Genomic DNA, 25,054 nt, shown 5'->3' on the forward strand with positions numbered 1-25,054 from the left:
CCGGCGCTCGTCATCCGGCGGGCGCGCCGCGTGCGGGCCGGCCTCGCTACGACCGGGTCACCGTGTTCCATCCGGAGAATCCCGATGACGTGTACGTGCGCACCCTGGTCGCCGATGTGCTCGATGAGCTGGGTGCCCGTGGCATACCTTCCGGTACGTTCAGCTGGTCGAGGCAGCAGGAGCTCTACGGTTTTCCGCCGCCGTGCGCCGACAGCGTCTCCAGCGAGGGGGAACTGCTGTTCTTCGCGGGGCGCAACAATGATTTCGGTGCCTTCGTCAACGCCGTCACCCGAGAATGTCACGCCACCGAATCACCTCCGATTCTCGGCAACGACGCGGTCACCCGCTTCATCGCCGATCCCGTCGGCAGACAGGCGATACCGGCCGGGCTCTCGATTCGCTATGTGGCCAAGGGTGTTCCGGTGATGCTCGCCGGACCGGGCTGCGTCCGCGGCCGCGGGGTGCTCGGCGATGAGCGGGTCGGACTCGAATTCCAGGATCTGTGCGCCTCACTCGCGGAACTGATCGAGGACCTGGACCTGTATCGCACGCCGTGGCCGGGCGACCGGACCGGTCTGTCCTACGACGTGGCCGGTGCGTTCCTGCAAGCTGTGCGGGCCAATCGTGCGCGGCCGGAACAATCCTCGGGCGACATCGCGCTCAGCCGCACCGCTATCGCGTTGGAGTTACGCGGCGCCGATTACACCGGCATCACCGGGGTCCTGCGCCTGACCGAGTCCAGGATCGCCGAGGACGCCACCATCGGCGTGCTGATGGCCGAGGACCTCAGCAGCGACGAGGTCGCACCGCGGTGCCTGCTCATGTTCGGCGCCCCGATCGGCGATCCCTCGGCCAGGGGACCGGAGGGCTGCCCGGCCGGCACGCACAGCCCGACCGAGGGCTGGCAGCTACCACGGTGAACCCCGCGGACGGGACCTTTACTTGACGTCAGGTTCAATTTACTATGGCCTGGTTCACATCGTCCGTAAGGAACGGAGCCAGGCGATGGCCGAGATCTCGGGTCACTGCGATCCACGATTCGATAACCTGCGCGAAGCGCTGCGGGGCAACCTCGACACCGGGGAGGATCTCGGCGCTTCGATCGCCGTCACCATCGACGGCACGACGGTCGTCGACATCTGGGGCGGCTGGGCAGACGCCGACCGCACCACCGCGTGGCATCGCGACACGATCACCAATGTGTGGTCGTGCACCAAAACCGTCACCGCACTCGCGGTACTGATGCTGATAGATCGCGGCCGCATCGATCCCTACGCGCTGGTGTCGAAGTATTGGCCGGAGTTCGCGGCGAACGGCAAAGACACCGTCGAGGTCCGGCATCTGCTCTCCCACACTTCCGGGGTGTCGGGCTGGCATGAACCGCTCACCTGGGAGCAGATGTACGACCAGCCGCTGGCGTGCGCGCGGCTCGCCGCCCAGGCTCCGTGGTGGGAGCCGGGCACCGCGTCCGGATATCAGGCGCTGAACCACGGCCATCTGCTCGGCGAACTGATCCGTCGCGTCGACGGACGCGACCTGCGGCGATTCATCGCCGACGAGATCGCGGGCCCGCTCGACGCCGACTTTCGCATCGGCGTCGAGCGCGCCGACTACGGCCGTGTCGCCAATGTCGTGCCGCCTCCGCCGCTGCCCATCGACCTGGCCTCGCTCGACCCGGATTCGGTACTGGTCAAGACCTTCGGCAACCCGCTCGCCGACGCGGCGGTGGCGTGGACCGACGGCTGGCGCGGCGCACAGATCGGCGCGGCGAACGGGCACTCCAACGCTCGGGCGCTGGCGCGCATCCAATCAGCGGTCGCCTGCGGCGGCAGCGTCGACGGCGTCCGGCTGCTGTCTCCCGATACCGTCGAGTTGATCTTCGACAAACAATCCGACGGTGCCGATCTCGTGCTCGGCGTGCCGGTGCGGTTCGGGCTGGGATTCGCCTTGCCGACACCGGAATCGGTGTCGTACGTGCCGGAGGGCCGGATCTGTTTCTGGGGCGGTTGGGGCGGCTCGCAGATCATCATCGACACCGAACGCCGCGCGACGATCGCCTACACCATGAACAGGATGGGTGCCGGACTGCTCGGCTCGACACGCTCGGCCGAGTACGTCAGCGCCGCGTTCGCCGCGCTCGGCTGAGCGGGAAGTCCGCCGGTTGGGCTGATTCTCCGGCGGGTGGGCTGAATCTCTGGCGGTCGAGCCATAGGTCCGCCCGCCCAGCCGGAGCTCTGCCGGTCGGCGGCAACGTGGCCCGGGTTCGGCGATGGCTGGGCAATCACCACCAGGGTTCGGGCCGGTGCCGCTCCCAATGCAATTCCGATTCCAATTGCGCGGCCAGCGAAACCAGCATCGGCTCGGTGTTCGCCGTCCCCATCAATTGGGCGCCGACCGGCAGCCCGGAGCCGGTGAACCCGGCGGGCACGTTGATGCTCGGCCAGCCGAGTACATTCCACGGCCAGGTGTACGGGCAGGCCGCGGTGATCAGATTGTTGGTGGCGACCACGCCGATGCCGTCGATTTCCTCGGCGCGCGGCGGGGGAGTGGCCGTGGTCGGGGCGAGCACCACATCGAATTCGTCGAAGAATCCGCCGATCCGCCGGTGTAGCAACGCTTCTGCCTGCCGTGCCGCGAACAACGCCGGTCCGCTCAGCAGCATCCCGGTGCGCACATTGGCCATGGTTCGCGGATCGACTCGGGCGCCCGGCATCCGATCGTGCACCGCGCGGATGCCTGCCATCGAGCGCGGAAGAAACGACGCACCCATCAGCAGCCCGTAGTGCAGGTTGCGTACGGTGACCGAATGGCCCAGTTCACGTAGGGTTTTCGCGATCCGGTGCACACCGGCCTCGACCTCGGGATGCAGTGCGGTCCTGGTCGCCGTGAACGGGATGTTCAGCGACAGCGCGATGCGCAGCCGCCCCGGATCTCGTTCCACCGCGTCGGTGAGGGTCAGCGGCTCCGGTGTGTGCAGATCACCCGGATGCGGGCCCGCGGCCGCATCGAGCAGCAATGCCGCATCGGCGACCGTGCGCGCGAGCGGGCCGTTGACGGTGAGCCCGTTGAACGCCTCGGGTAGCGGCCAGGTGGAGATCCGGCCGCGCTGCGGCTTGATGCCCACCAGATTCGTCCACGCGGCCGGGATACGCACCGAGCCGGCACCATCGGAACCCAATGCGGCGGGCACCAGCCCGGCCGACACCGCGGCTGCCGACCCACCCGAGGAACCGCCCGGTGTGTACGGCTGACCCCACGGGTTGCGGGTGTGCCCGAATGCGGCGCCGCTGGTGAACGGCAGCTGTCCGTATTCGCAGGTATTTGTCTTCCCGACGATCACCGCGCCCGCGGCGCGCAGCCGGCGCACCGACTCGGCGTCCTCGGACTTCGGCTCGAAATCGCCGAGGACACCGAACGCCGTCGGCTCGCCCGCGATATCGGTGTCATCTTTGATCGCGATGGGCACGCCGAGCAGTGGCAACCGTTCCCCTGCCGCGATCCGCCGGTCCGCCGCCGCGGCCTCGGCCAGTGCCCGCTGCCGGCGCACGATCCGGAACGCGTTGAGCGCCGGCTGGCTGGCTTCGATGCGATCGAGCGCATCGGTGGTGGCGGATACCGAACTGATCGTCGCCTCGGCGATGGCCTCGGCCAGTTCGGCCAAGCCGAGTGCGTGCACAGGCGACCCCGTGCTGTTCATCGTGTCGTCCGGCACCGGCATGTGAGCTCCGTCTCTCGTTCCTCTGTTGCACGGTAGCGCGGGATCTGGTCACCCGTCCAGATTCTTTGCGGGCGGTAATCGTTCCAAGGCTGTAGACATACATACGGCATGTATGTAACAGTGGCGGAGTCAGCACAACAGGGGAGAAATCATGGGAATCAGTCCTTCGCTCGGCCCGGTTCGCGACGTCGATCTGCCCGCCGGGCGAATCCGGTACCACGAGACCGGCGACGGGCCGCCTGTCGTGTTCGTGCACGGTCTGCTGGTCAACGCCGATCTGTGGCGCAACGTTGTGCCCGCCGTCGCCGCCGCCGGCCACCGCTGCCTGGCTCCGGATTGGCCGCTCGGCTCGCACACCGTCGCCATGCCCGGCGCCGACCTCACACCAGCCGGCGTGGCCCGCATCATCGCCTCGTTCCTGGACCGACTCGACCTCACCGACGTCACGATCGTCGCCAACGACACCGGCGGCGCCATCACCCAGATCCTGATGACCCGTCACCCCGACCGCATCGGCCGCGTCGTGCTCGCCTCGGTCGACTGCTACGACAAGTTCCTGCCGCAGCCGTTCACGCTGCTCGGCACGCTCGCCCACCTGCCAGGTGTAGTCCGCGCCGCCACCGAACTCCTGCGTGTGCGTGCGCTGCACCGGCTTCCGGTCGCCTTCGGCTGGGTGGCCAAACATCCCGTGCCTGCCGACATCGTCGACTCCTACCTGTTGCCGAGCCGCACCTCGAAGGCCATCCGCGCCGACGTCCGCCGGTTCTTGAAGTCCGCGAACTCCCGCTACACGCTGGAGGCGGCCGCCCGTTTCCCGTCCGTCACCTTCCCGGTGCTCGTGGTGTGGGCCCGGGAGGAGAAGCTCTTCCCCGCCCCGCTCGCCGAACGCATGGTCCGCGAACTGCCGAACGCCACACTGAAACTCGTCGACGACTCCTACACCTTCCTTCCCGAAGATCAGCCGGAGGAGCTGACCCGGCACATCCTCGAGTTCATGCGCGAGCACGTAGTCCGATAGGGGATCGACCGTCGACTCGGCATCGGGCCTCAGTCTGACTTCGGCGGCCGCGCGCGGCGTTGTGCCATTTCCGGTGGTGCGGCCTTTCTCGCCAACAGGTGGCCAACCGCCGAGGCACGTCGGAAACGGGTTCGGCTCGAGCGCCGCCGAGTCGATCCGATTGTCTCGGTGCCTACCGGTGATCTTCGGGCCAGTGGTATTCCACCTGCTGATCGTCGATGGCGACGCCCTGCCTGCGGAGGCTGTCGACCACCTGAGCGGTGATATGCCGCGGCGGCCGGTAGTGGGTGCTGTGATCGGAGATGACCCGGATCACGCCGAACGACGCGGCCAGCTCACCGGCCCCGGCGCACGGCGCCCCGGCCAGGAAACTCGAATGGTGAAACCTGCCGAGGATGTGGTGCGGGGAGGAGTAGAGGACCCCGTCGGCGCCCATGACGAAAATCGCCCGCCCACCCTGCGGAGTCCACAGCGTACGCGCGACCGCGGTGTCGAAGAGCTGGCCGCGGCTGTCGTAGAGGCGGCCCGCGCGGATGTGCAGGCGGTAGGGTTTCCGCTCCTGTTCGCCCAGATAGGTCACCTGGCTGCCATTCCAGCGGCGGTTACCCGGGAGATGCTCGCCGACGAATTCGGGGTGGATCGGCGTGGTCCGGTACCGCCCGCCAGAGCCGGTCGCCAGCCGTAGGGCAGTGACCTGCCGCCGCTCGAGGCCGGTGCATTCGATCAGTTCCTCCAGCACATCCTCGGTCGCTCGCTCCCGACTGGTAGTGAGGATCGCGATGCTGCTGGACTCCGGCCAGAACGGCGCAATGAACCCGACCTCGGTGCCCGACCGCAAGCGCATCAGCAGGAAGTCCTGCTGAGAATCGTTGTGCCGCTGAAACGCTCGTCCGAGCACCTGCTCGATCCGCCACACCGGCCGATGCGACACCCCGATCACCGCACCGTTCACGAACTCGCCGAACCGGTCGCCGGGCAGGCGCCGATACGGCTGCTCCGCCCACGGCCGCATCCGATCCAGCTGCTCGACAACCGCCTCCAGAAACCGCCGAAATTCCTCTTCCCCATGGTCGTTCGGAATCGAGGATGTCAGCCGATCCCCGGATTTCACCCCCTCGACGAGCGCCCGATAGATCTCCTCGGGATCTGCCTCGAGAAACGGCCGCGTCACCGTCATCTCCACAACCTTCTGCGCAGTGCGCGGCGACTCGAGATCGTCGAACTGCACGCTGTACAGCACCGCATCGACGACGCTCCTGCTATCCACCCCGTGCCCCTCCCTGACGAAGCCGAGCCCAGAATCTACTCATCCCGCGGAGCCTGCACCGTCTCCCCTCGCGGCGCTATCACTCGTTGGCGGCCTCGCGTAGGTCCGCCAGCGACGGCGCGACGCCTTCGGGTGCGTCCGGTTCTATCCAGCCGGAGTATTCGTCGTAGGGGAACCTGCGGCAGTAGCGGATGGCGTCGACGGGGTGGCGTCCCTCTGCGAAGCGGTTGCTGAGCCGGGCGAGCCACAAACCGCGCCCGTTGATGCCTTCCAGGCCGGCATATCGGAGCGGCAGGTAGCCCGCAGCCTGCTCGGTCGGGGACGCCCACAAGAACCCAACGACTTCCCCGTTCTTGGTGACCTCGAGAAAGTGAACGGGTGTCGACGTTTCACCTGCGTAGGTAGGAGGGTTGGCAACATGCGGTGCGCTCCAGTGCCTGTCGGGGCCGGTCGGCGTTCCGTCTGGAAAGATGTCGTCCTGGACCAGTGGACCCGGACCCATCGGAGGGCCTTCAGGATTGAGCTGGTCCCAGAGAGCCTGAATGGAATTCGCCTGCCGCACCTCAGCTCCGGCCGGAACTCCGCCGCAACGAGGATCCTCTGGATATCCGATCCAGTGCAGGATAGCTTGTTCCGCGGTAAGCGAATTCCGGTGGTTCTCGAGGAGGCGTTCTTCCCAGAACCCCTCACAGGTGAGGTTGTCCGGATCGGCGATTATCCTGCGCATGTAGCCGGCAGCTTCGACACCCATACCCGCCCAGAGATACCCGACCAATGCGCGTCTCCGGAGGATCGGGAGATAGACGACCGGCCGCCGAGTCCACGCCTCGTAGGAATTCGAGGAATATGGAGATGGCGGGAACGGCGGCAGTTGCTGGTGGTCGTGATTGATCGGTGAAGTGATGGCCCTAGTCCATCGCCGATTCGTGTCGTCACGGCTCATCTGCTGGCGATGGCTTTCAGGTCATCGAGTGTCGGTGCCACCAGTTCACGGGCATCGTCCGGGATTTCGCCGGACATGTAGTCGTGGGGGTAGTTGCGGCATTGGCGAAGTGCATCCAGTGGCGGGGTTCCCGCGGCGTGGAAGTCGGAGAGACGCAGATGCCAGAGGCCAGCAGCGATTCTGGCCTGCTCGCCGGCGCTGGAGGTTGGGAGATAGTCTGCGGCTTGTTCGGTGGGGGAGGCCCAGAGGTAAGCAATGAGATTGCCGTCCTTGACAATCGGCAGATAGTGGACCGATGTAGATGTGTAGTCGGCGTATGTGGATGGGGTGATGGAACTCGGAGTGCTCCAACCCTTCGAGCGGTCGGCCGGTGTTCCGTCGGGGAGCTCGCCGTCTTGTATCCAGGGCCCTTCGCTCATCGGTGGGCCTTCTGGGTTGAGCTGATCCCACAGCGACTGCTTGCTCGCTGCCTGCTGTGGAGTGGCGTCGGCAGGAATTCCGCCGCAGCGGGTGTCCTCGGGCACCCCGATCCAATGTTGGATCGCCTGATCGGGGGTCATATTGCGCCGGTAACTCTCATCCAACCGGCCTGCCCAGAATCGCGGGCATCTTGCATTATCGGGATCTGCGGATATTCGACGCATGTATCCGGCCGAATCGCTCCCGATTCCCGCCCACAGATATCCGATCAGCTCACCTCGTCGGTAGACCGGCAGATAGACGACTGGCCGTCGTGTCCATCGTTCGTACCCATCTCGGGGCTGGGGGGCCGGCATCTGCGAAAAGTCGCTGAATTGATCATTCTGCATATCAGTGACTCCTATTGTCATGGACGATGTCAGTAGTGAACACGGCGGTTAAGGCCCTGGTGGAAGGACCTCGGCCCTGATCAGGTATCGGACGCCTGAATACCGATCACCCGGCGGGTTCTCTATGACATCGACGATTCGATAGCGGGTCCCGCGCTGAAGTATCAGCTCGCGCTGATCGGGAAATGCGCTTCGCGTACCCATCCAGACCCCTTGCGATCCCGCCGGTACGTCCATCTCCATGCGGATCGGACCGTCGAAGGCGGCTGGAGGCCTGGCACCAAGACTCGACGACGTGTAGCCAGGTTCTATTTGTGTTGTACCGATCAGTTGCCGTACATCGCCACTACTACCCAACTGCGTTCCGAACCTGTCGATCGTCAAGAAACTTATGTCTCGTAGACCTCGCACGGCCTCGACCCGTTCCGGAATGGGTCGGGCGAGCGCGTGATCAAGTCCTTCCCGGTGTGCATTGAGCAAATCCATAGTTGGCGGGCGGCCGAATTCTGCCGTCATCCTGTGGAAAGCGCCTGCGTTGCTCCACAGCTGCGGGATCCGGTCGTCGGGGTCGGGGTGCGTGAGGATCGAGCTGATGATCTGGCGTTGATGCGGAGTCAGGTCGGGTCGGCTCCAGAGCATCTCGATCTGCTCGCTGGTGGGCTCAGCAGGTGAGCCGAGCAGGCGCGCCAAGTTCTGATAGCTATCGAAATCCTGCCTGAATTCCCTCAGCCGCTGGTCCGGGTCGGGATGCCGCAAGAACGTGTTGATCCACGAGTTAACCGTGTACTGATGCAGCTCGGCAAAGTCGCGTGGGGGCAGGCTGTCACGGATAGGTCCGAGTTCGCGCTCGCCGTAGCGGCTTCCGGCATTGTCTGAACGAAATCGCCGCGGTGAGGACTCTTGGGCGTCCCCGCCGTTTCCAAACCAACTCCGCCACCCGCTTGGTCGGGAGGACGGTGGACTCGTCAGCGGTGTGTGCGGTGGCGCACCGGGTGGCCGCCATGTGGATGGTGCAGGTGGCCTGTATGCCGGGCCGGAACGAGCAGGACCGGCCGGGCGGGCCGCCGGACCAGCAGGTTCCGAAGGTGAATGTCGGGCGGGGCTTACCGTTGGCCCTGGATTGTGTGCTGCGAAGGGCGCGGGCCGGGGAGGCGGGCTCGACGGGGAGGGACGGGCGGTGGTTCCGACTGGATTAGTCGGCGGGGATGACGGGTAGCCCGGGCGGCTGTCCATCGGCCGTGAAGCGCTCGGCGGTGGTGTAGCACTCGGTGGTCTTGTGCCAGCGGGGTTTACGGGAGTCGGTGCGTGGGCTGGGGCAGGTGGTGGGGTCGGGCGCGGTGCGGGGGCCAGGTGCCGGGGTGGGGTGGGGTGGGTGGCCGGAGTTGAGTGTGGGCGTGCGGGGGTGCGCGGTGGGGGTGCCGCGGGTGTGGTGGGGTTCGGCCGGGGCGGCGTCGGCGTGTGGCCGGCTGGGCGGGGGCTTGGGGTGGATTCCGGGGCGCGGGTGATGTGTTCATCGCCGCGGGGTGGCATCGGGTTCGAGTGGCGTGGGGGCGGACCCGATGTCGGGTTGTGTGCCGGTGCTGTGGTGTGCGCCGGTGAGGGGTTGGGCGTCGGTGTTGTCGACGGCGTCGTCGGGTTGTTGCGGGGCCACCACTCGGGAAGTTGGGACCTGCGGCGGTGGAAGTCGGGGTCCTGGTGGGCGTAGAGGGGTGGGGTTGGTGTGGGGGTGCGGGTGGGGTCGGGGGTGAGCGAGCCGCCTACGACGCGATCATTCCGTTCTGGGGCCACTCCTTCTCGCGGCGGGCTCGGTGCACGATTCGGCCCGCTGTGGTCCGAAAAATCCCGTCCTCCGGTTGGTCCGAGCGGGCGGTTTCGGTCGCCTTGTCGATTGTCAGGGTCCGGTCCAGGTTGTCCCTGGTCTCCCCGAACTGGTACTCCACCTCGTTCGGGTCGTTCCTGATCTTGTTGTAGTACACCAGCAGTGCCACCGGGTTCGCTCCAATGCGTGTCGTAGCGTTCGCCGGTCCGCGGCGGGACGTCGCGGGACCAGTTGTGGGATTCGTTCGCGTGCGCGTGCGCTTCCTGGTAGGTCGCGCCCGGATGCTCGCGCATGTACGTCGATTCGGCCAGCTCGTGCTCCAGCAACACCATATCGGCTGGTAGCGGTCGTCCGGCGCGGAGCCGGATCCAGGCTTCGGCGATGTCCGGGTTGGCATCGAAACGCTGATGGACGATATTGCCGTCGTAGTCGACGCAGGCATGTATGGCTCGGAACAGATGGTTCTTGATCTGCTCGATGTCGTCGCGCGTGAAGGTCGAGCCGTCGGCTCGGCGGTGGTTCGCGAGATTCTGCGCGATCGGATCGATGTCGCTGTCGTCGGCGCGGAACCTGTCGTAGGCATCCTCGGCCCAATCGAAGGCCGAGGCGTCATCCCGGGGGCGGATTACACCGCCGGAGAAGGCCGTTTCGTCATCGGTCCGGTCGGATGACGAATCACGCTGCGCGGGGCTGTCGGTGGTTCGTTGCGTCGGCGGTGCCGCTGGAAACGGGTCTGTCGGCGCGGGTGTCGTCCGAGCAGGACCGGTTCCGGAATCGGCGGTGGTACGCGGGGACGTCTGCGGGTCGGATTCGGAGCGGGTGGCCGATGCCGTCGTCCGAGAACGGCTGTCGGCGGGCGCGACATCGCTCGAGGGGGACGAATCCGCGGTGCGCCCTTGCGAATTCGTCGCACCGTCGGCCGAGGTCCGAGTGGTCTGGTTACTCGGGACGTTCGGGTTCGAGTCGGGTGTGGCGTTGGCTCGGCTCCCGTTGGGCGCGCGGTTCGGGGTGGTGGGGGCCGACGTCGGATCGGACTGCGGCCGGTCGGCGCGGGCGGGCGTGGTCTGGTTGCCCGGGTTGGTCGTTGTGGGGTTCGACCCGGTGGACGTAAGGGGGTTGCGCGGCTGTGCCGAGGTTGTGTTGGCCGAATTCGGCCGGTTGTGGGGTGTGTCGGTGCGCGGGTCGGCCGGGTTTCCGGAGGGCGTGGTGTCCGGGCGGGACGTGGTCGGCGACTGGGCGGATTGCGCCGGGCGCTGGGTTCCACTCTGCTGGGCCGGCTGTGCCGATTGCGCGGGCGTGGTGGAGGGGTCGGCCGGTGTGGTGGACCTGGGTGAGTCGGTGGGGTGGGCCGGAGCCGCGAACGATGTGGGCGGTGTGGCTGTAGCGGTGGCGGCCGACGCTGCTGTGGTGGAGGAGTTCGTGGGGTCCTGAGGACGCGCCTGCGGGTCGGACGGGTCGCCGGGTCCGGCCGGGCCGGGGTTCTGGGCGGGTGGGGGCGTGGTGCTCGGCGCCGTCGACTGGGAAGGAGCGCTGGACGTGCCCGGCGACGACGGCAGGCCGGAGGTCGGTGCGCTGCTGGTCTGGCCGGTCGATGCGCTGTTCTGGGCGGGGGAGTCGCCGCTGCCGGCGGAGGTGTCCTGCGCAGGGAGGTCGAGCGGGGCGGTGGTCGAGCCGGCCGGGTTATCGCTCTGCACAGGCAGATCGAGCGACGGTCCCTGCCTCGGAGGTGCCGACTGCGGGTTGTCCTGGGCCGGGAGATCGAGCGGGTTGGTACCGGGAGGGCCGGAGGGAGGCTGCTGCTCGGGGAGGTCGAGCGAGTTCGGGGGTGTGTTGCCGGAGCCGGTGGTGTCGCCCTGATCGGGCAGGTCGAGCGAGCTCGGGGCCTGGGACGGCGGGTTGTCCTGGGCGGGTAGGTCGAGGGAGCTCGGGTTCTGGTTGGTGTTGTCGCCGGGCTGGTTCGATCCGTCGTTGTCATCGCCGTCGGTGGCGGCGGGCGGTTGGTTCGGCGGATCGGTGGGCGGCGGATTGTTGCCGGCGTCGGTGGTTCGGGCGCCGTCACCGGTGTTGTTGCCCGAATCGGTGTTTCCGGTTTCGCCCGCCGTCGGCTGTGATTGTTCCCTGGTGGCGGGACTGTCGGCGTCCTGGCCGCCACCCGGCGCCGCGGAGGTCGGCTCGGTGGTCCGGGACTGGTCGGCGGGTGGGATGTCGTCGCCGGCTGGGTTGCTTGTAGTGCGTGGCCCGTCGTTGCCGGTGCTGGTGGGGTCGTCGGTGGATGCGGGCTGCATGCGGGCCGGTGGCTCGTTGTTGTTTCCGGAGTCGTCGGTGCTGGTGTTGGCAGGGCTGGTCTGGTCGGGCTGGTTGCCGGTGTCGGTGTTGTCGGGTGCGTTCTCCCCGCCGCGATTGTTGTTGCCGCTGGTGTTGTCGCCGCCGCGCCCGCCGTCGTTGCCTGCGTTGTGGTTGGCCGGGTTCTGGTCGCTGCCGCGGTCGCTACCGTCGCCGCCGCGGTCGCCGTCGTTGCCGCCGTTGGCGTTGTTCTCCCCGCGGTCGGAGTTGTTGTTGTTTTGTGGTTCGAGGTCGTTACCGCCGGATTCGGGGTCGTTGTCCGGCCCGTACCCGGGTTCGTTGTCCCCGCTGTCGTTTCCGCCGCGGTCGAATTGGTTTTGGGCGGCGCCGGCGGCGGCGCTGGTGAAGGTGTCGGCGGATAGTTCGAACTCTTCGCCGGTGATGGCGGCCATGGCGGCTTGGGAGCCGATGTCGGAGGCGACTTCGGTGGTGTAGTCGGTGGCGAATTGTTTGGCGCGGTTGCCGACGGCGTTGCCGAGACCTTCACCGGCGGTCTCGCCGACGCCGTTGGTGAGCCCGCCTTCACGTCCGAGGCCGCCGGAGATGGCCCCGCCGATCGCCCCGCCGGCCGCGGACTGCCACACCGCGGTGAAGTCATCACGCGACAGTTCCCGATCGCCCTTGGCGGCCTGGATCAGTCGGATGCCGAGGTCGAGGCCGCCTTCTTCGAGCGCGCCGAGGGCGGCTTCTTTCACGACGCGGGTGAGGATCCGCTGGAGCAGCTGTTTCATCAGCATGCGGATGGTGATCTGGGTGGCCACGCGGGCGGCGGCTCCGGCGGCCGCGCCGGCGGGGGCGCCGACACCGGTGGCCATGGCGGCGAGGGCGGCGGCCATTTCGACGGCGAAGATCACCAGTTGGGCGATGATCATCAGTTTGGTGTGTTCGATGTCGTTGGCGCCGTCGTCGACCAGGTCGGCCTGATCGGTCAACAACCCGGTCAGCGCCGACAGGGCTCCCTCGTCGTTGCCGAGTTTCTTCCAGAACGCCTCGATCGCGTCGGCGGTCTGCCCGTCCAGTGCGGCGAGTAGTTGGTTGACTTGGCGTTGGGCGTCGTCGCCGAGGTCGTCGAGGGTGGTGGCGGCGGTGGTGTAGGCGTCGGCCATGCGTCGCATCGCGGTCTCATCGCCCTCGGGCCAATCACCGGCCCCGACGACGTACTTCGCGGCCCACTGCAACGCCTCTGGGATTTCGATTCCCACCCCGGCGCCCTCCCGTCTCGTTTTCGGCCAAGAACCTATCGACACAGACATAGACGTGGCGAATCAGGTTTCGGTTCCATCCGATCGCGGGTGAGTTGCCGATCGTGGTCGATCTGGAGTTCACTCGGCAGCATGCCGCGACGCAGCCAGGAGGATCGATCCCGGGCCACCAGGACGGCCCTGGAGGAGGCCGGGCTGCGGCTGTTCACCGAGCGGGGGTTCGCGGGGACGTCGGCGGAGGAGCTGGTGAGCGCGGCGGGGGTGACGCGCGGGGCCCTGCATCATCACTACGGCGACAAACGCGGGCTGTTCCTCGCGGTGCTCGAGCAGTTGGAGAGCGACGCGACGGCCGAGATCACCCAGGCGATCGCATCGGCCGACCCGGACGATCCGCTGACGGCCATGGCCACCGGTCTGGCGACGTTCCTCGAAATCTGCCGCCGCCCGTCGATGGTGCGCATCGCCCTCTCCGACGCGCCGGCGGTGCTCGGCTGGCAGGCCTGGCGGGAGTTCGAGGCCGAGCATGGGCTCGGGGTGATCATCGATCAGCTCGAGCGTGCTCGCGAAGCCGGCCTGATCACCGACGTCCCGGTGCGGGTGCTGGCACAGCTGATCCTGAGCGCGGTGGCCGAGTCGGGCCTGATCGTCGCGCATGCCGAGGATCCGGACACTGCGCGTATGGAGGCCCAGCAATCGCTGATGCTGCTGGTCGCGGGCATCCTGCGGACCGGGTGACGCCAACGGCCGGTTCGAACGGCACTACCCGGCCCGCATGCCTGACGCCGCCTGTCACCCATTCGTGAAAGACTGAGCACGTGCGTTTGTACCGTGACCATGCCGTCGTGCTCCGCCAGCACAAGCTGGGCGAGGCCGATCGCATCGTCACATTGCTGACCAGGCAGAACGGTCTCGTCCGTGCGGTAGCCAAGGGTGTGCGGCGCACGAAATCGCGCTTCGGTGCCCGGCTGGAGCCGTTCGCCTACATCGACGTGCAGCTGCATCCCGGCCGCAACCTCGACACCATCACCCAGGTGCACACGGTGGAGGCCAACGCCGCGGGCATCATCGACGATTACGGCCGCTACACCACCGCCTGCGCGGTCCTGGAAACCGCCGAACGGCTGGCCGGTGAGGAACGCGCCCCCGCGGCCCGCCTGCACATCCTCACCGCGGGCGCGCTGCGCGCGATCGCCGCCGGACAGCGCCCGCACGAACTGGTCCTCGACGCATTCCTGTTGCGCGCCATGGGTTTCGCCGGATGGGCGCCCGCGCTGGACGAATGCGCCCGTTGCGCCACTCCCGGCCCGCACCGCGCCTTCCACGTGGCGGCGGGCGGTGCGGTCTGCGTGCACTGCCGTCCGCCCGGCGCCGCGACGCCCGGCCCCGGGGTGCTTGACCTGATGGTCGCCCTGCACCGCGGCGAATGGGACTTCGTCGACACCGTCCCCGACGCCACGCGCCGCCAAGCCAGCGGTCTGATCGCCGCACATCTGCAATGGCATCTGGAACGGCAGTTGCGGACGTTGCCGCTGATCGAGCGGTCCCGCCCGGCGAACGATGCCGCCCTCGCCGGCTCCGCGGACCGAGTGGGCTGACGACGACCCGCAACGTTCCCGCGTGCCGACCGGTCGGCTACCCGAACGCGATGTCACCACGTCCGAGGCATCGGGCAGGATAGAGCCGTGATCCTCCGCCGAGACTCCTCCGCCGGTTCGGGCAACGCTGTCGAGCCGGGGGCGACCCGCACTGTCCGCCCGCCGTCGCCGCATCCGTCCGGTGCGCGCCCGCCGCAGCTGCCGCCGGAGTTGGTGCCCAACCACGTCGCGCTGGTCATGGACGGTAACGGCCGCTGGGCGCAGGAGCGTGGGCTGCCGCGCACCGCGGGCCACGAACGCGGCGAGGCGGTGCTCATGGACACCGTCGAGGGGTGCATCGAGATCGGCGTCAAGTGGCTGTCGGCCTATGCGTTCTCCACCGAGAACTGGCGGCGCAGCCCCGACGAGGTGCGGTTTCTGATGGGCTTCAATCGCGACGTCATCCGCCGCCGCCGCGACGAGATGCACGAGATGGGCGTGCGGGTGCGCTGGGCCGGGCGCAGGCCGCGGCTGTGGCGCAGCGTGATCAAGGAGCTCGAGACCGCGCAGGAGCTGACCAAGGACAACACCGTGATGACGCTCACCATGTGCGTCAACTACGGCGGTCGTGCCGAAATCGCCGATGCCGCACGGGAGATCGCGCGGCGGGTGGCGGCGGGTGAGATCGACCCGGAGAAGGTCGACGAGGCGACGCTCGCGCGTTACCTCGACGAACCGGACATGCCCGATGTGGACCTGTTCTTGCGCCCGTCGGGTGAGTTCCGTAGTTCGAACTTCCTGCTCTGGCAGTCCGCGTACGCCGAATTCGTCTACCAGGACACGCTGTTCCCCGATTTCGACCGGCGCAACCTGTGGGACGCCTGCCTCGAGTACGCCAAGCGCGACCGCCGCTTCGGTGGCACCAAATGACCGGAGGGGATATGGATTCCGCACTCGAGCCCGACCTGGAACTCCAGGCCAGGGCCGGCGCCTGCCTGTCGATGTACGACATCGACGTGCGCGTCGACAACGACGGATCGCTGCGCTTCGACTACGAGGGCGCGCTGTGCTCGCTGGGCGCGGTGAACCTGACCACCGGCCTCGATGTGCTGACGCTGACCTGCGTACTGGCCTGGGACCGGCCGCTCAAACCGCAGCTGCACAAGCGCGTCGCCGAACGCAACAGCACCTTGCAGTTCGGTTCGATCGTGGTGATCGGGCACGGCAAGCTCGCCGATATCGTGCTGCGCTATACCTTCCCCGCTGCCGGGCTCGACGATCATGCGCTGGCCACCATGCTGTTGCTGGTGCTGTCGGGGGCGGGGCAGGCGCGGCAGGGCCTGCTGCCCTGAGCCGGGCTCAGCTCGGCGGCGAACCGAACGGCAGCAGCGCCGCAACGCCGCGCACTGCCGCCTTCGGGTCGAAATCGCCGATGATCAACTGCTGCAACAGGAATCCGGGCAGGATGCCGAACAGCGCGACGGCGGTCGCCTCGATGTCGGTGTCCTCGGGTAGCCAGCCGGCCTCGACCATGCGGCCGATGTACTCCGCCCACATATCGCGGATCCCGCTCATCGCCCGGCGCACGTAGACGGCGGCGTCGGGATCGACCAACGCCAGCGACCACGCCTGCGGAGCCAGGCGCAGCCTGCCTTCGGGACCGGTCTGCGGTATGAGCCAGCCGAGCAGATGCTCGGCCACCTCGGCGGGGACCGGTAGGGGATCGCGGCGCACCACGTCGGCCATCAGCGCCCGCACGTCGACGGTTGCGTTCGACGCCAGTGCCGCCACCAGTTCGTCCTTGCTCTTGAAGTAGCGGTACACCGCGCCGGCGGAGAGCCCGGATTCGGCGAAGACGTCCTGCATGGACGTGTTGTAGAAGCCCTTGCGGGAGAAGCAGCGTTGCGCGGCTTCGACGATCTGTTGCCTGCGGCGTTCCAGGTGTTCTTCGCTGACTCGAGGCATGCCTCAAAAGTAAAACGAATATCCGTTCTAGACAACTCACACCTCCGGTGCGACCGTAGGTGCATCAAAAAGAACGAGCCTCCGATTTACAGGAGAACGTCATGAACGTCACCCAGCGCGCCGTGGCCATCGGCGCAGTCGCGGCCCTGATCCAAGCGCTGATGTTGATCGCCTTCGCCTGGCCCGCCGCCAACATGGCACCCAGGGACCTACCGGTAGCGGTGACGGGCCCACAGGCGGCGATGGTCGCCGAACGGCTGGCCGCGCATGACGCCGACGCCTTCGAGATCACCACGACGCCCGACGAGAGCGCGGCACGGGCCGCGATCACCGACCGCGAGGTCTACGGTGCGATCGTCACCGGCGGGGGAGCGCCGCGGGTGCTGATCGCCTCCGGAGCCAGCCCCGCCGTCGCCCAGCAGTTGACCCAGGTCGCCCAGCAGATGTCCGGCGTACCGGCGCCTGCGGTCGAGGATCTGGTTGCCGCCGACCCCGATGATCCGCGCGGTGTCGGATTCGGGGCGATGGCGCTGCCGCTGGTGATGTCGGGCATCGCCGCGGGTGTGCTGCTGACGCTGCTGGTGCCCTCGGCGATCGGCCGGATGACCGGCCTGCTGAGCTTCGCGGTGGCGGGTGGCCTGCTGAGCATGGCGATCGTGCAGGGCTGGCTGTCGTTGATCCCGGGCAACTACCTCGTCGTGTCCGCGGTCGCCGGGTTGGTGTCGTTCGCGGTGGCGGGCACGGTCACCGGTCTGGCTGCCGTGGTCGGCCGGGCGGGTATCGGCATCGCCGCGCTGACCATGCTGTTGATCGGTAACCCGTTCTCGGCCGCCACCTCGGCGCCGGAACTGCTGCCGCAGCCGTGGGGCGCCATCGGTCAGCTGCTGCCGCCTGGTGCGGCGGCGTCGCTGCTGCGCTCGGTGGCCTTCTTCGACGGTGCCGGTGCGACGGGTCCGTTGGTGGTGCTGCTGGTGTGGGCCGGTCTGGCGGTGGTGCTGCTGGCGATCGGTGCGGTCCGCGAACGGCGGGGCTCCGATGAGCGGGCCGCGGCACCGGTTCCCGCGATGGCGGGCTGAGCGCTCGCACCTGGGCTCGCGTGAGAGGCCGTCACCGGATTATCGGGTGACGGCCTTCTTCTGCGCTGATATGTGGTCTCAGCGAAGGCAGCCGGGCCGACGCCGCCGCTGGAGAACTGGCGCGACGATGCAGATGCCGGAGAACCTCAGCTGTCCGAATCGTCCGCGCAGGACCGGCAGGTGCCGAAGATTTCGAGGGTGTGGCTGATCTCGGTGAAACCGTGCTTGTCGGCGATGGACTCGGCCCAGGCCTCCACAGTCGGTCCCTCGACCTCGATGGTGCGGCCGCAGCGGCGGCACACCAGGTGATGATGGTGGCCGGTCGAGCACTGGCGGTAGATGGATTCGCCGGAGTCGGTGCGCAGTACGTCCACCATGCCCGCGTCGGCCAGGGACTGGAGCGTGCGGTAGACCGTGGTCAGGCCGATGCCTTCGCCGCGCCGACGCAGTTCGTCGTGCAGCTCCTGGGCGGAGCGGAATTCCTCGATATCCCCCAGGAGCGCGGCGATCGCGCTGCGCTGGCGGGTACTGCGGATACCCACCGGCTTCTGCGAAACGACCAACTTGTCCGACACGATCAACCTTCCTCCACATGCGCGACGGCATCGACGACGATATGGGCCAGATGGTCGTCGACGAGTTCGTAGAGCACCTCGCGTCCCGAACGTTCGCCGTGCACCACACCTGCCGACTTGAGAATGCGCAGATGCTGGCTGACCAGCGGCTGTGTGACGCCGAGCGCGTCGACCAACTCGTGCACGCAACGCGGCGACTCCCGCAGTTGTAGCACGATCGCGATGCGAACGGGGGCGGCGAGTGCGCGCAGTAGCTCTCCGGCGTCCTCCAGGACGGTCCGGGTGGGGACCGGCGCGGGGGCGGGGGACCGATACGGGTTGTGCGGGTGAGCGGTGGCCGCCTCGGCAGTCATGGAACCATCTCCTTATTGGAAAGCGATCCCATTTTGATATGCACAGGTGCGCATGTCAAATAGGCATGCCGTGGTGGTGCAAACCCGGTTGTGGAGAGTCGATAGGCTGTAGCCAGTCGGCGGATCCAATACGGTGTACTTCGCTACATCACAATGTATGGGGATCGGCCGCATGGGCCCGATCCGGCCGCCCGATTCCGACTCGTACTGGATGGAGAATTCTCGCGTGGCACCCAAGTCGAAGGTGGACACCGTTGCCAACCTCGCCAAGCGCCGGGGTCTGGTGTACCCGTGCGGTGAGATCTACGGAGGCACCAAGTCGGCCTGGGATTACGGTCCGCTCGGCGTCGAGCTGAAAGAGAACATCAAGAAGCAGTGGTGGCGCTCCATGGTCACCAGCCGCGAAGACGTCGTCGGCCTGGACTCCTCGGTGATCCTGCCGCGTCAGGTCTGGGAGGCCTCCGGCCACGTCGCCACCTTCACCGACCCGCTGGTCGAATCGCTGCACACGCACAAGCGCTACCGCGCCGACCATCTGCTCGAGGCGTACGAGGAAAAGCACGGCCACCCGCCGGCCAATGGCCTGGCCGATATCAACGACCCCGAGACCGGCCAGCCCGGCAAGTGGACCGAGCCGCGCAACTTCTCCGGCCTGCTCAAGACCTTCCTCGGCCCGGTCGACGATGAAGAGGGCCTGCACTACCTGCGCCCGGAGACCGCGCAGGGCATCTTCGTCAACTTCGCCAACGTGATGACCACCGCGCGCAAGAAGCCGCCGTTCGGTATCGCCCAGATCGGCAAGAGCTTCCGCAACGAGATCACCCCCGGCAACTTCATCTTCCGCACCCGCGAGTTCGAGCAGATGGAGATGGAGTTCTTCGTCAAGCCGGGTGAAGACGCCGAATGGCACAAGTACTGGATCGACACCCGCTTCTCCTGGTACACCGATCTCGGCATCGACCCGGACAACCTGCGGCTGTACGAACACCCGAAGGAAAAGCTGTCGCACTACTCGGCCGGGACCACCGACATCGAGTACCGCTTCCGCTTCCAGGGCGGCGAGTGGGGCGAGCTCGAGGGCATCGCCAACCGCACCGATTACGACCTGAAGACGCACTCCGAGCACTCCGGCACGGACCTGGTCTACTTCGACCAGAACACCAAGGAGCGCTACATCCCCTACGTCATCGAGCCGGCGGCCGGTCTGACCCGTTCGCTGATGGCGTTCCTGGTCGACGCCTACGCCGAGGACGAGGCGCCCAACGCCAAGGGCGGTGTGGACACTCGCACGGTGCTTCGGCTGGATCGCCGGCTGGCGCCGGTCAAGGCCGCGGTGCTGCCGCTCTCGCGTAACGCCGACCTGACGCCCAAGGCGAAAGACCTTGCCGCGCAACTGCGTAAGTACTGGAATGTCGAATTCGACGACGCCGGTGCGATCGGGCGCCGCTACCGTCGTCAGGACGAAATCGGTACCCCGTTCTGCATCACCGTCGATTTCGACACCCTCGACGACCAGGCTGTCACGATCCGTGAGCGGGACTCCATGACGCAGGAGCGGATCGCGCTGGACCAGGTGGAGGGCTATCTGGCCAAGCACCTGCTGGGCGCCTGATTCGTCTCGAAGGGCCGGTCACCGCACTGCGGTGACCGGCCCTCGTGCGTTGTGCGTCAGCCGATTCCGCTGCTGGCGCCGCTGCCGGTGGACATGGATTGGATCAGTCCCATCAGCAGGGCCAGGACTCCGCCGTCGGCGTTGCCGCCGGCCGCGCTACCGGTATTGACGTCGGTCCTGGTGGGGTGCTTGCGCATGTGTTCTCCTCATCGTGCAGTCGAGCGGGGCCCGACGCTCCCGGTCTTGGGCGGGGCGCCCGCGGGAGTGTGAGGGAGCGTATCGGCCGGAGCGAAGAGAAACGCTGCATTTTCAAAAATTTCTCTGCTGGAACCGCCAAGGGTCCTTGCGGCTGCGCTCAGGCCGGGACGTCCCAGAACGCCAGTTCGTGGCGCATGCCTTCCCGAAAGAAGTGTTCGGCCGTGGCCGGATCGACGTCGGTTTCGTCGAGCATGCGGGCGCAGCGGCGGGTGAGCGCCGCGAACTCGGGATCGGCGTAGGTCTCGACCCAGCGGCGGTAACGCGGTTCGGCGGGCGGGTTCTTGGCGAGGATGATGCCGAGCGTCGAATAGCCCCACATGCAGGGGTAGAGCGCGGCCAGGCCCGCGCCATAGGAGGCGGCGGCGTCCAGCAGGAACCGGGTGTAGGCCGCGCACGGCTCGCCTTTGACCGCGCCGTCGAGATCCGCGCCGAACTCGGCGGCCAGCGAGCGGTGCAGTGACAGCTCCTCGTGGTAGGTGGAATGGGCCAGGTCCACCAGGTCGCCGAGATGGCCCGCGGGCGCCTGCCAGGCCAGGCGGCTGAACACGCGGACGTAGTCGAGCAGGTACAGATAGTCCTGTTCCAGCCAGGAGCGGAACACCGGGTCCGGCAGATCACCGCGCGCGATTCCGGCGACCGTCGGGTGGGCCAGTTGTTCCTCGACCATCGGCCGGCCGAGCTCTTCCAGGTGTGCGGCGAGACTCATGCCGACAGTCTCGCGCATGCGCGGGCAACGGCTCGATGCGGTGCGGTGCGGTTCATCCCTGGACCTGTCGCGCCGGTGTTCCGGCGATCGGTGGATCGCGCCGTGGGCAGCCTCGGCTTCTCGTCGATGCCGAACCGTAATGTTTTCCGGCCCCGTGGATTTGCGCGTGAACAGCTGTTGCCGCACGCTTGCGGGGTGCTGTGGGATGCGGGTGATGTGGTGCGGTTGCTGGCGCCGTCGGAACAACGATTCGTCCGGCACGGCACCTACACCGGACGGTCGGTGACGGTCGCCGGGCTACTCGATATTCCGGCGCTGCGAGCTGCCTTCGCGACACTGCTGCGCGCGTATCCGATCCTGGTCTGTCGAATCGGGATCGATGAGTACGGACGCGGGCATCTGCTGCGGCCTGCGAGTTCCAGCCCGGTCGAGCTGTGGACGCGGGCGGGCGATCCTGCCGAACTCACCATGCCCGTACATCGCCTCGACCCGGCCGAGCAGATGGCCTACGTCGACGTCGTGTGCGGACCCGGCAAGCTGTCGCGCGTGACGATGTATGTGCACCACGGTGTTGCCGACGCCGGCCACTGCGTCGAATTGTTCGCCCGATTCTGGGATTGCTACACCGACCGGGTCATGGGTTTGCCCGGCGCCGTGGAGCCGTTCGGCCATCCGATGCCGCTGGAATGGCATGCCGAGCGACGTGGCATCGCACGGCACGGGCATTCGGGCTTCGAGGACGTCGCGCGTCCGCTGACGCCCGCGCCGCCGCCGGCCGGTGACGACGGCCCGGGCGAAGCAGTTCTGGTGCGGCCGCGACGGTTGCGCTTGGAACCGGCCGCCACCGCCCGCATCGTCGAGTTGAGCAAGCTGCACCGGGTGAGCGTCAACGCGTTGCTGACCGCAGGGCTGCTGCGGGCCTACGCCGCCACGGCCGGTGCCGGCGGTGCGGTCCCCGTCGGTTGTCTCTACCCGGTGGATCTGCGGTCGCGGCTCGATCCGCCGGTCGCGCCTGCCGCGGGCACGAACATGGCGGGCCTGGCCGCGTTCACCGCGGAGGTCGACGGTGCCGGCTGCATTGTCGAACTGGCACAAAGGATCTCGATACGACTGCGGTCGGACCTCGACTCCGGAACCGTGCAGCAGTCGGTGCTGCATTTCCCGGATTACTTCGGTGACAACCGGATCCACTCGCTCGCCGGGCACATCGCGATCACCAACACCGGGGTCGTTCCGCACTTCCGCACACCCGACGGGTTGCAGATCACCGACTACGAGATCGTCTACCTGTCGGCGCACCCACGTCGCTCACTCGGACCGTCGGCCGCCGTCACCTTCCTCGCCTACACCTTCGCCGCCCGGCTCACCGTCGCCATCCTCGGCGGCCCCGACCCGGCCCACCTCTACGAGCGTGTGCACACCGAGCTGACCGCCCCGATCCGTCCGGCGAGCGCACCGGCGCTGAGCGTACCGAGCTGACGGCCCCGAACCCTGCGGGTGAGCTGCTGTGCAGGCGGCGTCGGTCCGGGCGATCCGCCCGCATCCCTCTCCCTGATACCGGGCCGACCCGTCCGGACTGCGCGCCGATGATCAGTTGCCTGTGCGGACTGCCCCCATGGCCGGGCCGTACCGGCGCTGAGCCGATGGGGTCCTGATGGCGGCCGGTCAGAAGCGTCCGCCCCGGCTGATCCGCCGCGAGCCGGAGGACCCGCCGAACGACGGTGGGCGATATCCGCCGCCGTAACCGCGCCGGGAACCGCCGGCGGCTCCGCGCAGGAGGCCCTCGATCAGGATGCCGCCGAGTATCGCTCCCGCCTGCGCGGTTCCGGATGGTGCGCGCCCGGTTTCCCAGGCCTGGACGCCGGCCTTGGCCTCGTGCAGGGCGCGTCCGCCGAGGTCGGCGGCGGTGCGGGCGTGGGTGAGGGCGGTGGCCGGATCGCTGTCGCGCAGCCTTGTCGCGCCGTCGAGGTGGCGCTGGGCTTCGGCGAGGCGGGTGCGAGCAGTGGCGTCGACGCCGCCGCGGCGGGTGCTGATGTAGTCGGCGGCCGTACGCACCCGGGAGCCTGCGTCGAGGAGTGCCTGATCGAGACGGCGTCGCAGGTCTTCGGCGGCGAGTTTGCGTTCGGTGGCGTTCGCGAGGGCGCGATCGAGTTCGGCGTCGGCGGAGAGCACGTCGTGGAAGGCGCCCAAGGGATCGGTCGCCGCCGTGTTCTGTGCTTCCTCGAGGACGGTGTGCGCGCTCGCGGTGGCCGAGGCCAGCTCGGGCCCGCCGTGTGCGGTGAGTTCGGCCGCCGCCGTGAGATCGCTGCGCAGTTCGTCCAGCGCGGCGGGCAGACCGGCGCGTGCCTGTTCGATATTCGCCGCCGCGTGCAGGATGGCATCGAGCAACGTGCGGGCCTGCCCGATCGCGCCCTCAGCGGCCCGGATCGCCGCGACCGCGCCGCCCTGCTGACCGACCGGCCGTCGCAACGCGTCGCGCCCGGCGTCGATACTGCTTTCCGCGAAGGCGATACGTTCGCGCGCCATCGTGACGTTGGCGCGAATCGAGTCGAGTACCTGCGGGGGATGCGCGGCGACGAGGCGGTTGAGCTCCTTGTCGGCGGCTGGTAGCCGTCCGGTGAGGTCGACCAGATCCCGAGTCAGCGCGTCCAATCGATCGGTGGCGTTGATGAGCAGATCGCGCATCGCATCGAAGGCGGTGACTTGCTCGTCGAGTTCGCGATCGGCCCGGCCCAGAGTGCCGATCAGTTCTATCAGCAGTGCGCGCTGCTGATCGGGCGTTTCCGGGATGGCGTCGTCGAGTCGCTGCCGGATCGCGAACGCCTGTGCCAGTGCCGCTTTCGCCTGGTCGACGGCGGTTCGGAACGGGGTGACGGCGGTATCGCCGAATTCTCCGGTCGCCAGCTCCAATTCCTCGGAACTGGTGCGCACCGCATTGTCGACGTCCACCAGCAGCTCGCGCGACCTGGCGTGCAGGACGGGCAACGGCAGCACCGCCAGGGCACGGGAATCGGTCGGATCGATGGCCCGAGCCCGTTCCAGTTCCGCCCGATCGCGTCCTCGCCTGCGCCTGCGTGTGAACAGCACCAGTGCCCCGACCACGCCGACGATCAGCACGCCGATGATGAGCACCGGAACCAGCGTCACCCCGCCGCCGGACATCGCCGCCCCCAGCCCGTCGGCGGCGGCCACTCCCGCGTCGGCCCAGCGACTGTCACGCAGGGCGGGCTCGACCTCGGCGGTGAGAATCCGGTCGAGCTCGGATTCGCTGACGCCGCTGGGCGCCGCACCGTCGAAGGCGTAGGCCCGATCGTCGACGGCCACCGCCAGCAGCATGTCGCGGGTGCCGAACCCGGAGCGCTGCGCGGTCTGCGCCGCCCAGTCCTGCGGGCTCCGACCGGCGAAATCGCGGACGTAATACACCCACAGCCGCACCTGATGGTCGGCATAGAGCCGATCGACGGCCGCGCGCACCTCGGTGGCACCCGCGGCGCCGAGTGCGTTCGCCGAATCGACCACATAGGTGTCCATCCGCGTCGGCGGCTCGGCTCGCGCCGGTGCCGAGACCAGCGGCAGCGGGGCGCATACCAGCCCCACCCCGAGCACGACCAGCAGCGACCAGCGGACCACCCGATGCAGCGCCATGGCATCGAATCTATCGCGCACCCAGCGCCGCGCGGCCGCCGTCGGGCGCGGGTCGCGCGAGCGCGGCCGTCGCATCGATCGCGCAGCGGGCACCGGCCGCGGGCCGCGGCTACGCGCGGCAGCATGCGACGAGATCCGAGTCTCGCCGCGTGTGCGCCTGCCGCCACGCAA

20 protein-coding genes and 1 pseudogene are annotated in these 25,054 nt (G+C 68.0%); 10 read left to right on the plus strand and 11 right to left on the minus strand.

Translation table 11 applies throughout. From position 1 onward, the window contains the following. Positions 1–920, plus strand: a pseudogene (locus RJ05_RS31330) (hypothetical protein); the annotation flags it as partial. 85 nt (positions 921–1,005) lie between these two features. Continuing rightward, positions 1,006–2,145, plus strand: coding sequence for an EstA family serine hydrolase (locus RJ05_RS07590; RefSeq protein WP_036534795.1), 1,140 nt, complete (start codon positions 1,006–1,008; stop codon positions 2,143–2,145). Between the two features lie 136 nt (positions 2,146–2,281). On the opposite strand, the gene RJ05_RS07595 is transcribed toward RJ05_RS07590, so the two are convergent. Further along, positions 2,282–3,718: an amidase gene (locus RJ05_RS07595; protein WP_174343909.1), complete on the minus strand. Its 1,437-nt coding sequence runs from the start codon at positions 3,716–3,718 to the stop codon at positions 2,282–2,284. A 151-nt stretch (positions 3,719–3,869) separates the two neighbouring features. Between RJ05_RS07595 and RJ05_RS07600 the strand changes: the two genes are divergently transcribed. Next, on the plus strand, positions 3,870–4,736 hold the full coding sequence (locus tag RJ05_RS07600; protein ID WP_036534796.1) for an alpha/beta fold hydrolase: 867 nt from the start codon (positions 3,870–3,872) through the stop codon (positions 4,734–4,736). A gap of 172 nt (positions 4,737–4,908) precedes the next feature. On the opposite strand, the gene RJ05_RS07605 is transcribed toward RJ05_RS07600, so the two are convergent. The 4 genes from RJ05_RS07605 to RJ05_RS07620 form a co-directional block, all read right to left on the minus strand. Next, positions 4,909–6,003, minus strand: coding sequence for an IQM protein middle domain-containing protein (locus RJ05_RS07605; protein WP_138445776.1), 1,095 nt, complete (start codon positions 6,001–6,003; stop codon positions 4,909–4,911). A gap of 79 nt (positions 6,004–6,082) precedes the next feature. Continuing rightward, on the minus strand, positions 6,083–6,754 hold the full coding sequence (locus tag RJ05_RS30735) for a hypothetical protein (RefSeq protein WP_138445775.1): 672 nt from the start codon (positions 6,752–6,754) through the stop codon (positions 6,083–6,085). 188 nt (positions 6,755–6,942) lie between these two features. Further along, entirely contained in the window at positions 6,943–7,755 is an 813-nt protein-coding gene (locus RJ05_RS29270; RefSeq protein ID WP_138445774.1) for a hypothetical protein, read from the minus strand. A gap of 48 nt (positions 7,756–7,803) precedes the next feature. Continuing rightward, entirely contained in the window at positions 7,804–13,119 is a 5,316-nt protein-coding gene (locus RJ05_RS07620) for a WXG100-like domain-containing protein (protein WP_156090804.1), read from the minus strand. A gap of 132 nt (positions 13,120–13,251) precedes the next feature. Here RJ05_RS07620 and RJ05_RS07625 point away from each other — a divergent pair, with 132 nt between their 5' ends. From RJ05_RS07625 to RJ05_RS07640, 4 genes are all read left to right on the plus strand, one after another. Next, positions 13,252–13,854, plus strand: coding sequence for a TetR/AcrR family transcriptional regulator (locus tag RJ05_RS07625; protein ID WP_036534801.1), 603 nt, complete (start codon positions 13,252–13,254; stop codon positions 13,852–13,854). An 80-nt stretch (positions 13,855–13,934) separates the two neighbouring features. Further along, positions 13,935–14,714 carry a DNA repair protein RecO gene (gene recO, locus RJ05_RS07630; protein ID WP_036534802.1) on the plus strand — a complete coding sequence of 260 codons (780 nt, stop codon included), beginning with the start codon at positions 13,935–13,937 and terminating at the stop codon, positions 14,712–14,714. Between the two features lie 87 nt (positions 14,715–14,801). Further along, entirely contained in the window at positions 14,802–15,623 is an 822-nt protein-coding gene (locus RJ05_RS07635; RefSeq protein WP_036534805.1) for an isoprenyl transferase, read from the plus strand. Next, positions 15,620–16,045: a YbjN domain-containing protein gene (locus RJ05_RS07640; RefSeq protein WP_036534807.1), complete on the plus strand. Its 426-nt coding sequence runs from the start codon at positions 15,620–15,622 to the stop codon at positions 16,043–16,045. Before RJ05_RS07635 ends, RJ05_RS07640 begins: the two co-directional genes overlap by 4 nt. Before the next feature lie 7 nt (positions 16,046–16,052). Here the strand turns inward: RJ05_RS07640 and RJ05_RS07645 are convergent, their stop codons facing one another. Then, on the minus strand, positions 16,053–16,658 hold the full coding sequence (locus RJ05_RS07645) for a TetR/AcrR family transcriptional regulator (RefSeq protein WP_036534810.1): 606 nt from the start codon (positions 16,656–16,658) through the stop codon (positions 16,053–16,055). 101 nt (positions 16,659–16,759) lie between these two features. On the opposite strand from RJ05_RS07645, the gene RJ05_RS07650 reads away from it, so the two are divergent. Continuing rightward, positions 16,760–17,734 carry an ABC transporter permease gene (locus RJ05_RS07650; protein WP_036534812.1) on the plus strand — a complete coding sequence of 325 codons (975 nt, stop codon included), beginning with the start codon at positions 16,760–16,762 and terminating at the stop codon, positions 17,732–17,734. 146 nt (positions 17,735–17,880) lie between these two features. Here the strand turns inward: RJ05_RS07650 and RJ05_RS07655 are convergent, their stop codons facing one another. Together RJ05_RS07655 and RJ05_RS07660 are read right to left on the minus strand one after the other, a co-directional pair. Further along, positions 17,881–18,309 (minus strand): Fur family transcriptional regulator, encoded by a 429-nt coding sequence (locus tag RJ05_RS07655; RefSeq protein ID WP_051016336.1) that lies wholly within the window; start codon positions 18,307–18,309, stop codon positions 17,881–17,883. Between the two features lie 2 nt (positions 18,310–18,311). Continuing rightward, positions 18,312–18,662: an ArsR/SmtB family transcription factor gene (locus RJ05_RS07660; protein ID WP_036534814.1), complete on the minus strand. Its 351-nt coding sequence runs from the start codon at positions 18,660–18,662 to the stop codon at positions 18,312–18,314. Between the two features lie 211 nt (positions 18,663–18,873). Here RJ05_RS07660 and RJ05_RS07665 point away from each other — a divergent pair, with 211 nt between their 5' ends. Continuing rightward, entirely contained in the window at positions 18,874–20,274 is a 1,401-nt protein-coding gene (locus tag RJ05_RS07665) for a glycine--tRNA ligase (protein WP_174343910.1), read from the plus strand. A gap of 56 nt (positions 20,275–20,330) precedes the next feature. On the opposite strand, the gene RJ05_RS30740 is transcribed toward RJ05_RS07665, so the two are convergent. Then, the gene (locus tag RJ05_RS30740) at positions 20,331–20,471 is read right to left on the minus strand and encodes a hypothetical protein (RefSeq protein ID WP_156090805.1); all 141 of its coding nucleotides are present in this window, start codon (positions 20,469–20,471) and stop codon (positions 20,331–20,333) included. A 158-nt stretch (positions 20,472–20,629) separates the two neighbouring features. Next, entirely contained in the window at positions 20,630–21,238 is a 609-nt protein-coding gene (locus RJ05_RS07670) for a TenA family protein (protein WP_036534867.1), read from the minus strand. Positions 21,239–21,433: 195 nt separating this feature from the next. Here RJ05_RS07670 and RJ05_RS07675 point away from each other — a divergent pair, with 195 nt between their 5' ends. Then, positions 21,434–22,717, plus strand: a complete 1,284-nt coding sequence (locus RJ05_RS07675) for a phthiocerol/phthiodiolone dimycocerosyl transferase family protein (protein ID WP_249040619.1) — start codon at positions 21,434–21,436, stop codon at positions 22,715–22,717. Positions 22,718–22,903: 186 nt separating this feature from the next. On the opposite strand, the gene RJ05_RS07680 is transcribed toward RJ05_RS07675, so the two are convergent. After that, on the minus strand, positions 22,904–24,883 hold the full coding sequence (locus tag RJ05_RS07680; protein WP_036534816.1) for a TPM domain-containing protein: 1,980 nt from the start codon (positions 24,881–24,883) through the stop codon (positions 22,904–22,906). Positions 24,884–25,054 lie beyond the last annotated feature (171 nt).

This window comes from Nocardia cyriacigeorgica NBRC 100375 (assembly GCF_000308555.1).
Taxonomy (GTDB): Bacteria; Actinomycetota; Actinomycetes; order Mycobacteriales; family Mycobacteriaceae; genus Nocardia; species Nocardia cyriacigeorgica.

Bases quoted from the DNA above. Each gene is read 5' to 3' on its own strand.
- RJ05_RS30740 (WP_156090805.1), bottom strand. From the start codon at position 20,471: ATGCGCAAGCACCCCACCAGGACCGACGTCAATACCGGTAGCGCGGCC.
- RJ05_RS07595 (WP_174343909.1), bottom strand. From the start codon at position 3,718: ATGCCGGTGCCGGACGACACGATGAACAGCACGGGGTCGCCTGTGCAC.
- RJ05_RS07660 (WP_036534814.1), bottom strand. From the start codon at position 18,662: ATGACTGCCGAGGCGGCCACCGCTCACCCGCACAACCCGTATCGGTCC.
- RJ05_RS07590 (WP_036534795.1), top strand. From the start codon at position 1,006: ATGGCCGAGATCTCGGGTCACTGCGATCCACGATTCGATAACCTGCGC.
- RJ05_RS07670 (WP_036534867.1), bottom strand. From the start codon at position 21,238: ATGAGTCTCGCCGCACACCTGGAAGAGCTCGGCCGGCCGATGGTCGAG.
- RJ05_RS07665 (WP_174343910.1), top strand. From the start codon at position 18,874: ATGGAGAATTCTCGCGTGGCACCCAAGTCGAAGGTGGACACCGTTGCC.
- RJ05_RS07600 (WP_036534796.1), top strand. From the start codon at position 3,870: ATGGGAATCAGTCCTTCGCTCGGCCCGGTTCGCGACGTCGATCTGCCC.
- RJ05_RS07645 (WP_036534810.1), bottom strand. From the start codon at position 16,658: ATGCCTCGAGTCAGCGAAGAACACCTGGAACGCCGCAGGCAACAGATC.
- RJ05_RS07640 (WP_036534807.1), top strand. From the start codon at position 15,620: ATGACCGGAGGGGATATGGATTCCGCACTCGAGCCCGACCTGGAACTC.
- RJ05_RS30735 (WP_138445775.1), bottom strand. From the start codon at position 6,754: ATGGGTGTCGAAGCTGCCGGCTACATGCGCAGGATAATCGCCGATCCG.
- RJ05_RS07625 (WP_036534801.1), top strand. From the start codon at position 13,252: ATGCCGCGACGCAGCCAGGAGGATCGATCCCGGGCCACCAGGACGGCC.
- RJ05_RS07650 (WP_036534812.1), top strand. From the start codon at position 16,760: ATGAACGTCACCCAGCGCGCCGTGGCCATCGGCGCAGTCGCGGCCCTG.
- RJ05_RS29270 (WP_138445774.1), bottom strand. From the start codon at position 7,755: ATGCAGAATGATCAATTCAGCGACTTTTCGCAGATGCCGGCCCCCCAG.
- RJ05_RS07680 (WP_036534816.1), bottom strand. From the start codon at position 24,883: ATGGCGCTGCATCGGGTGGTCCGCTGGTCGCTGCTGGTCGTGCTCGGG.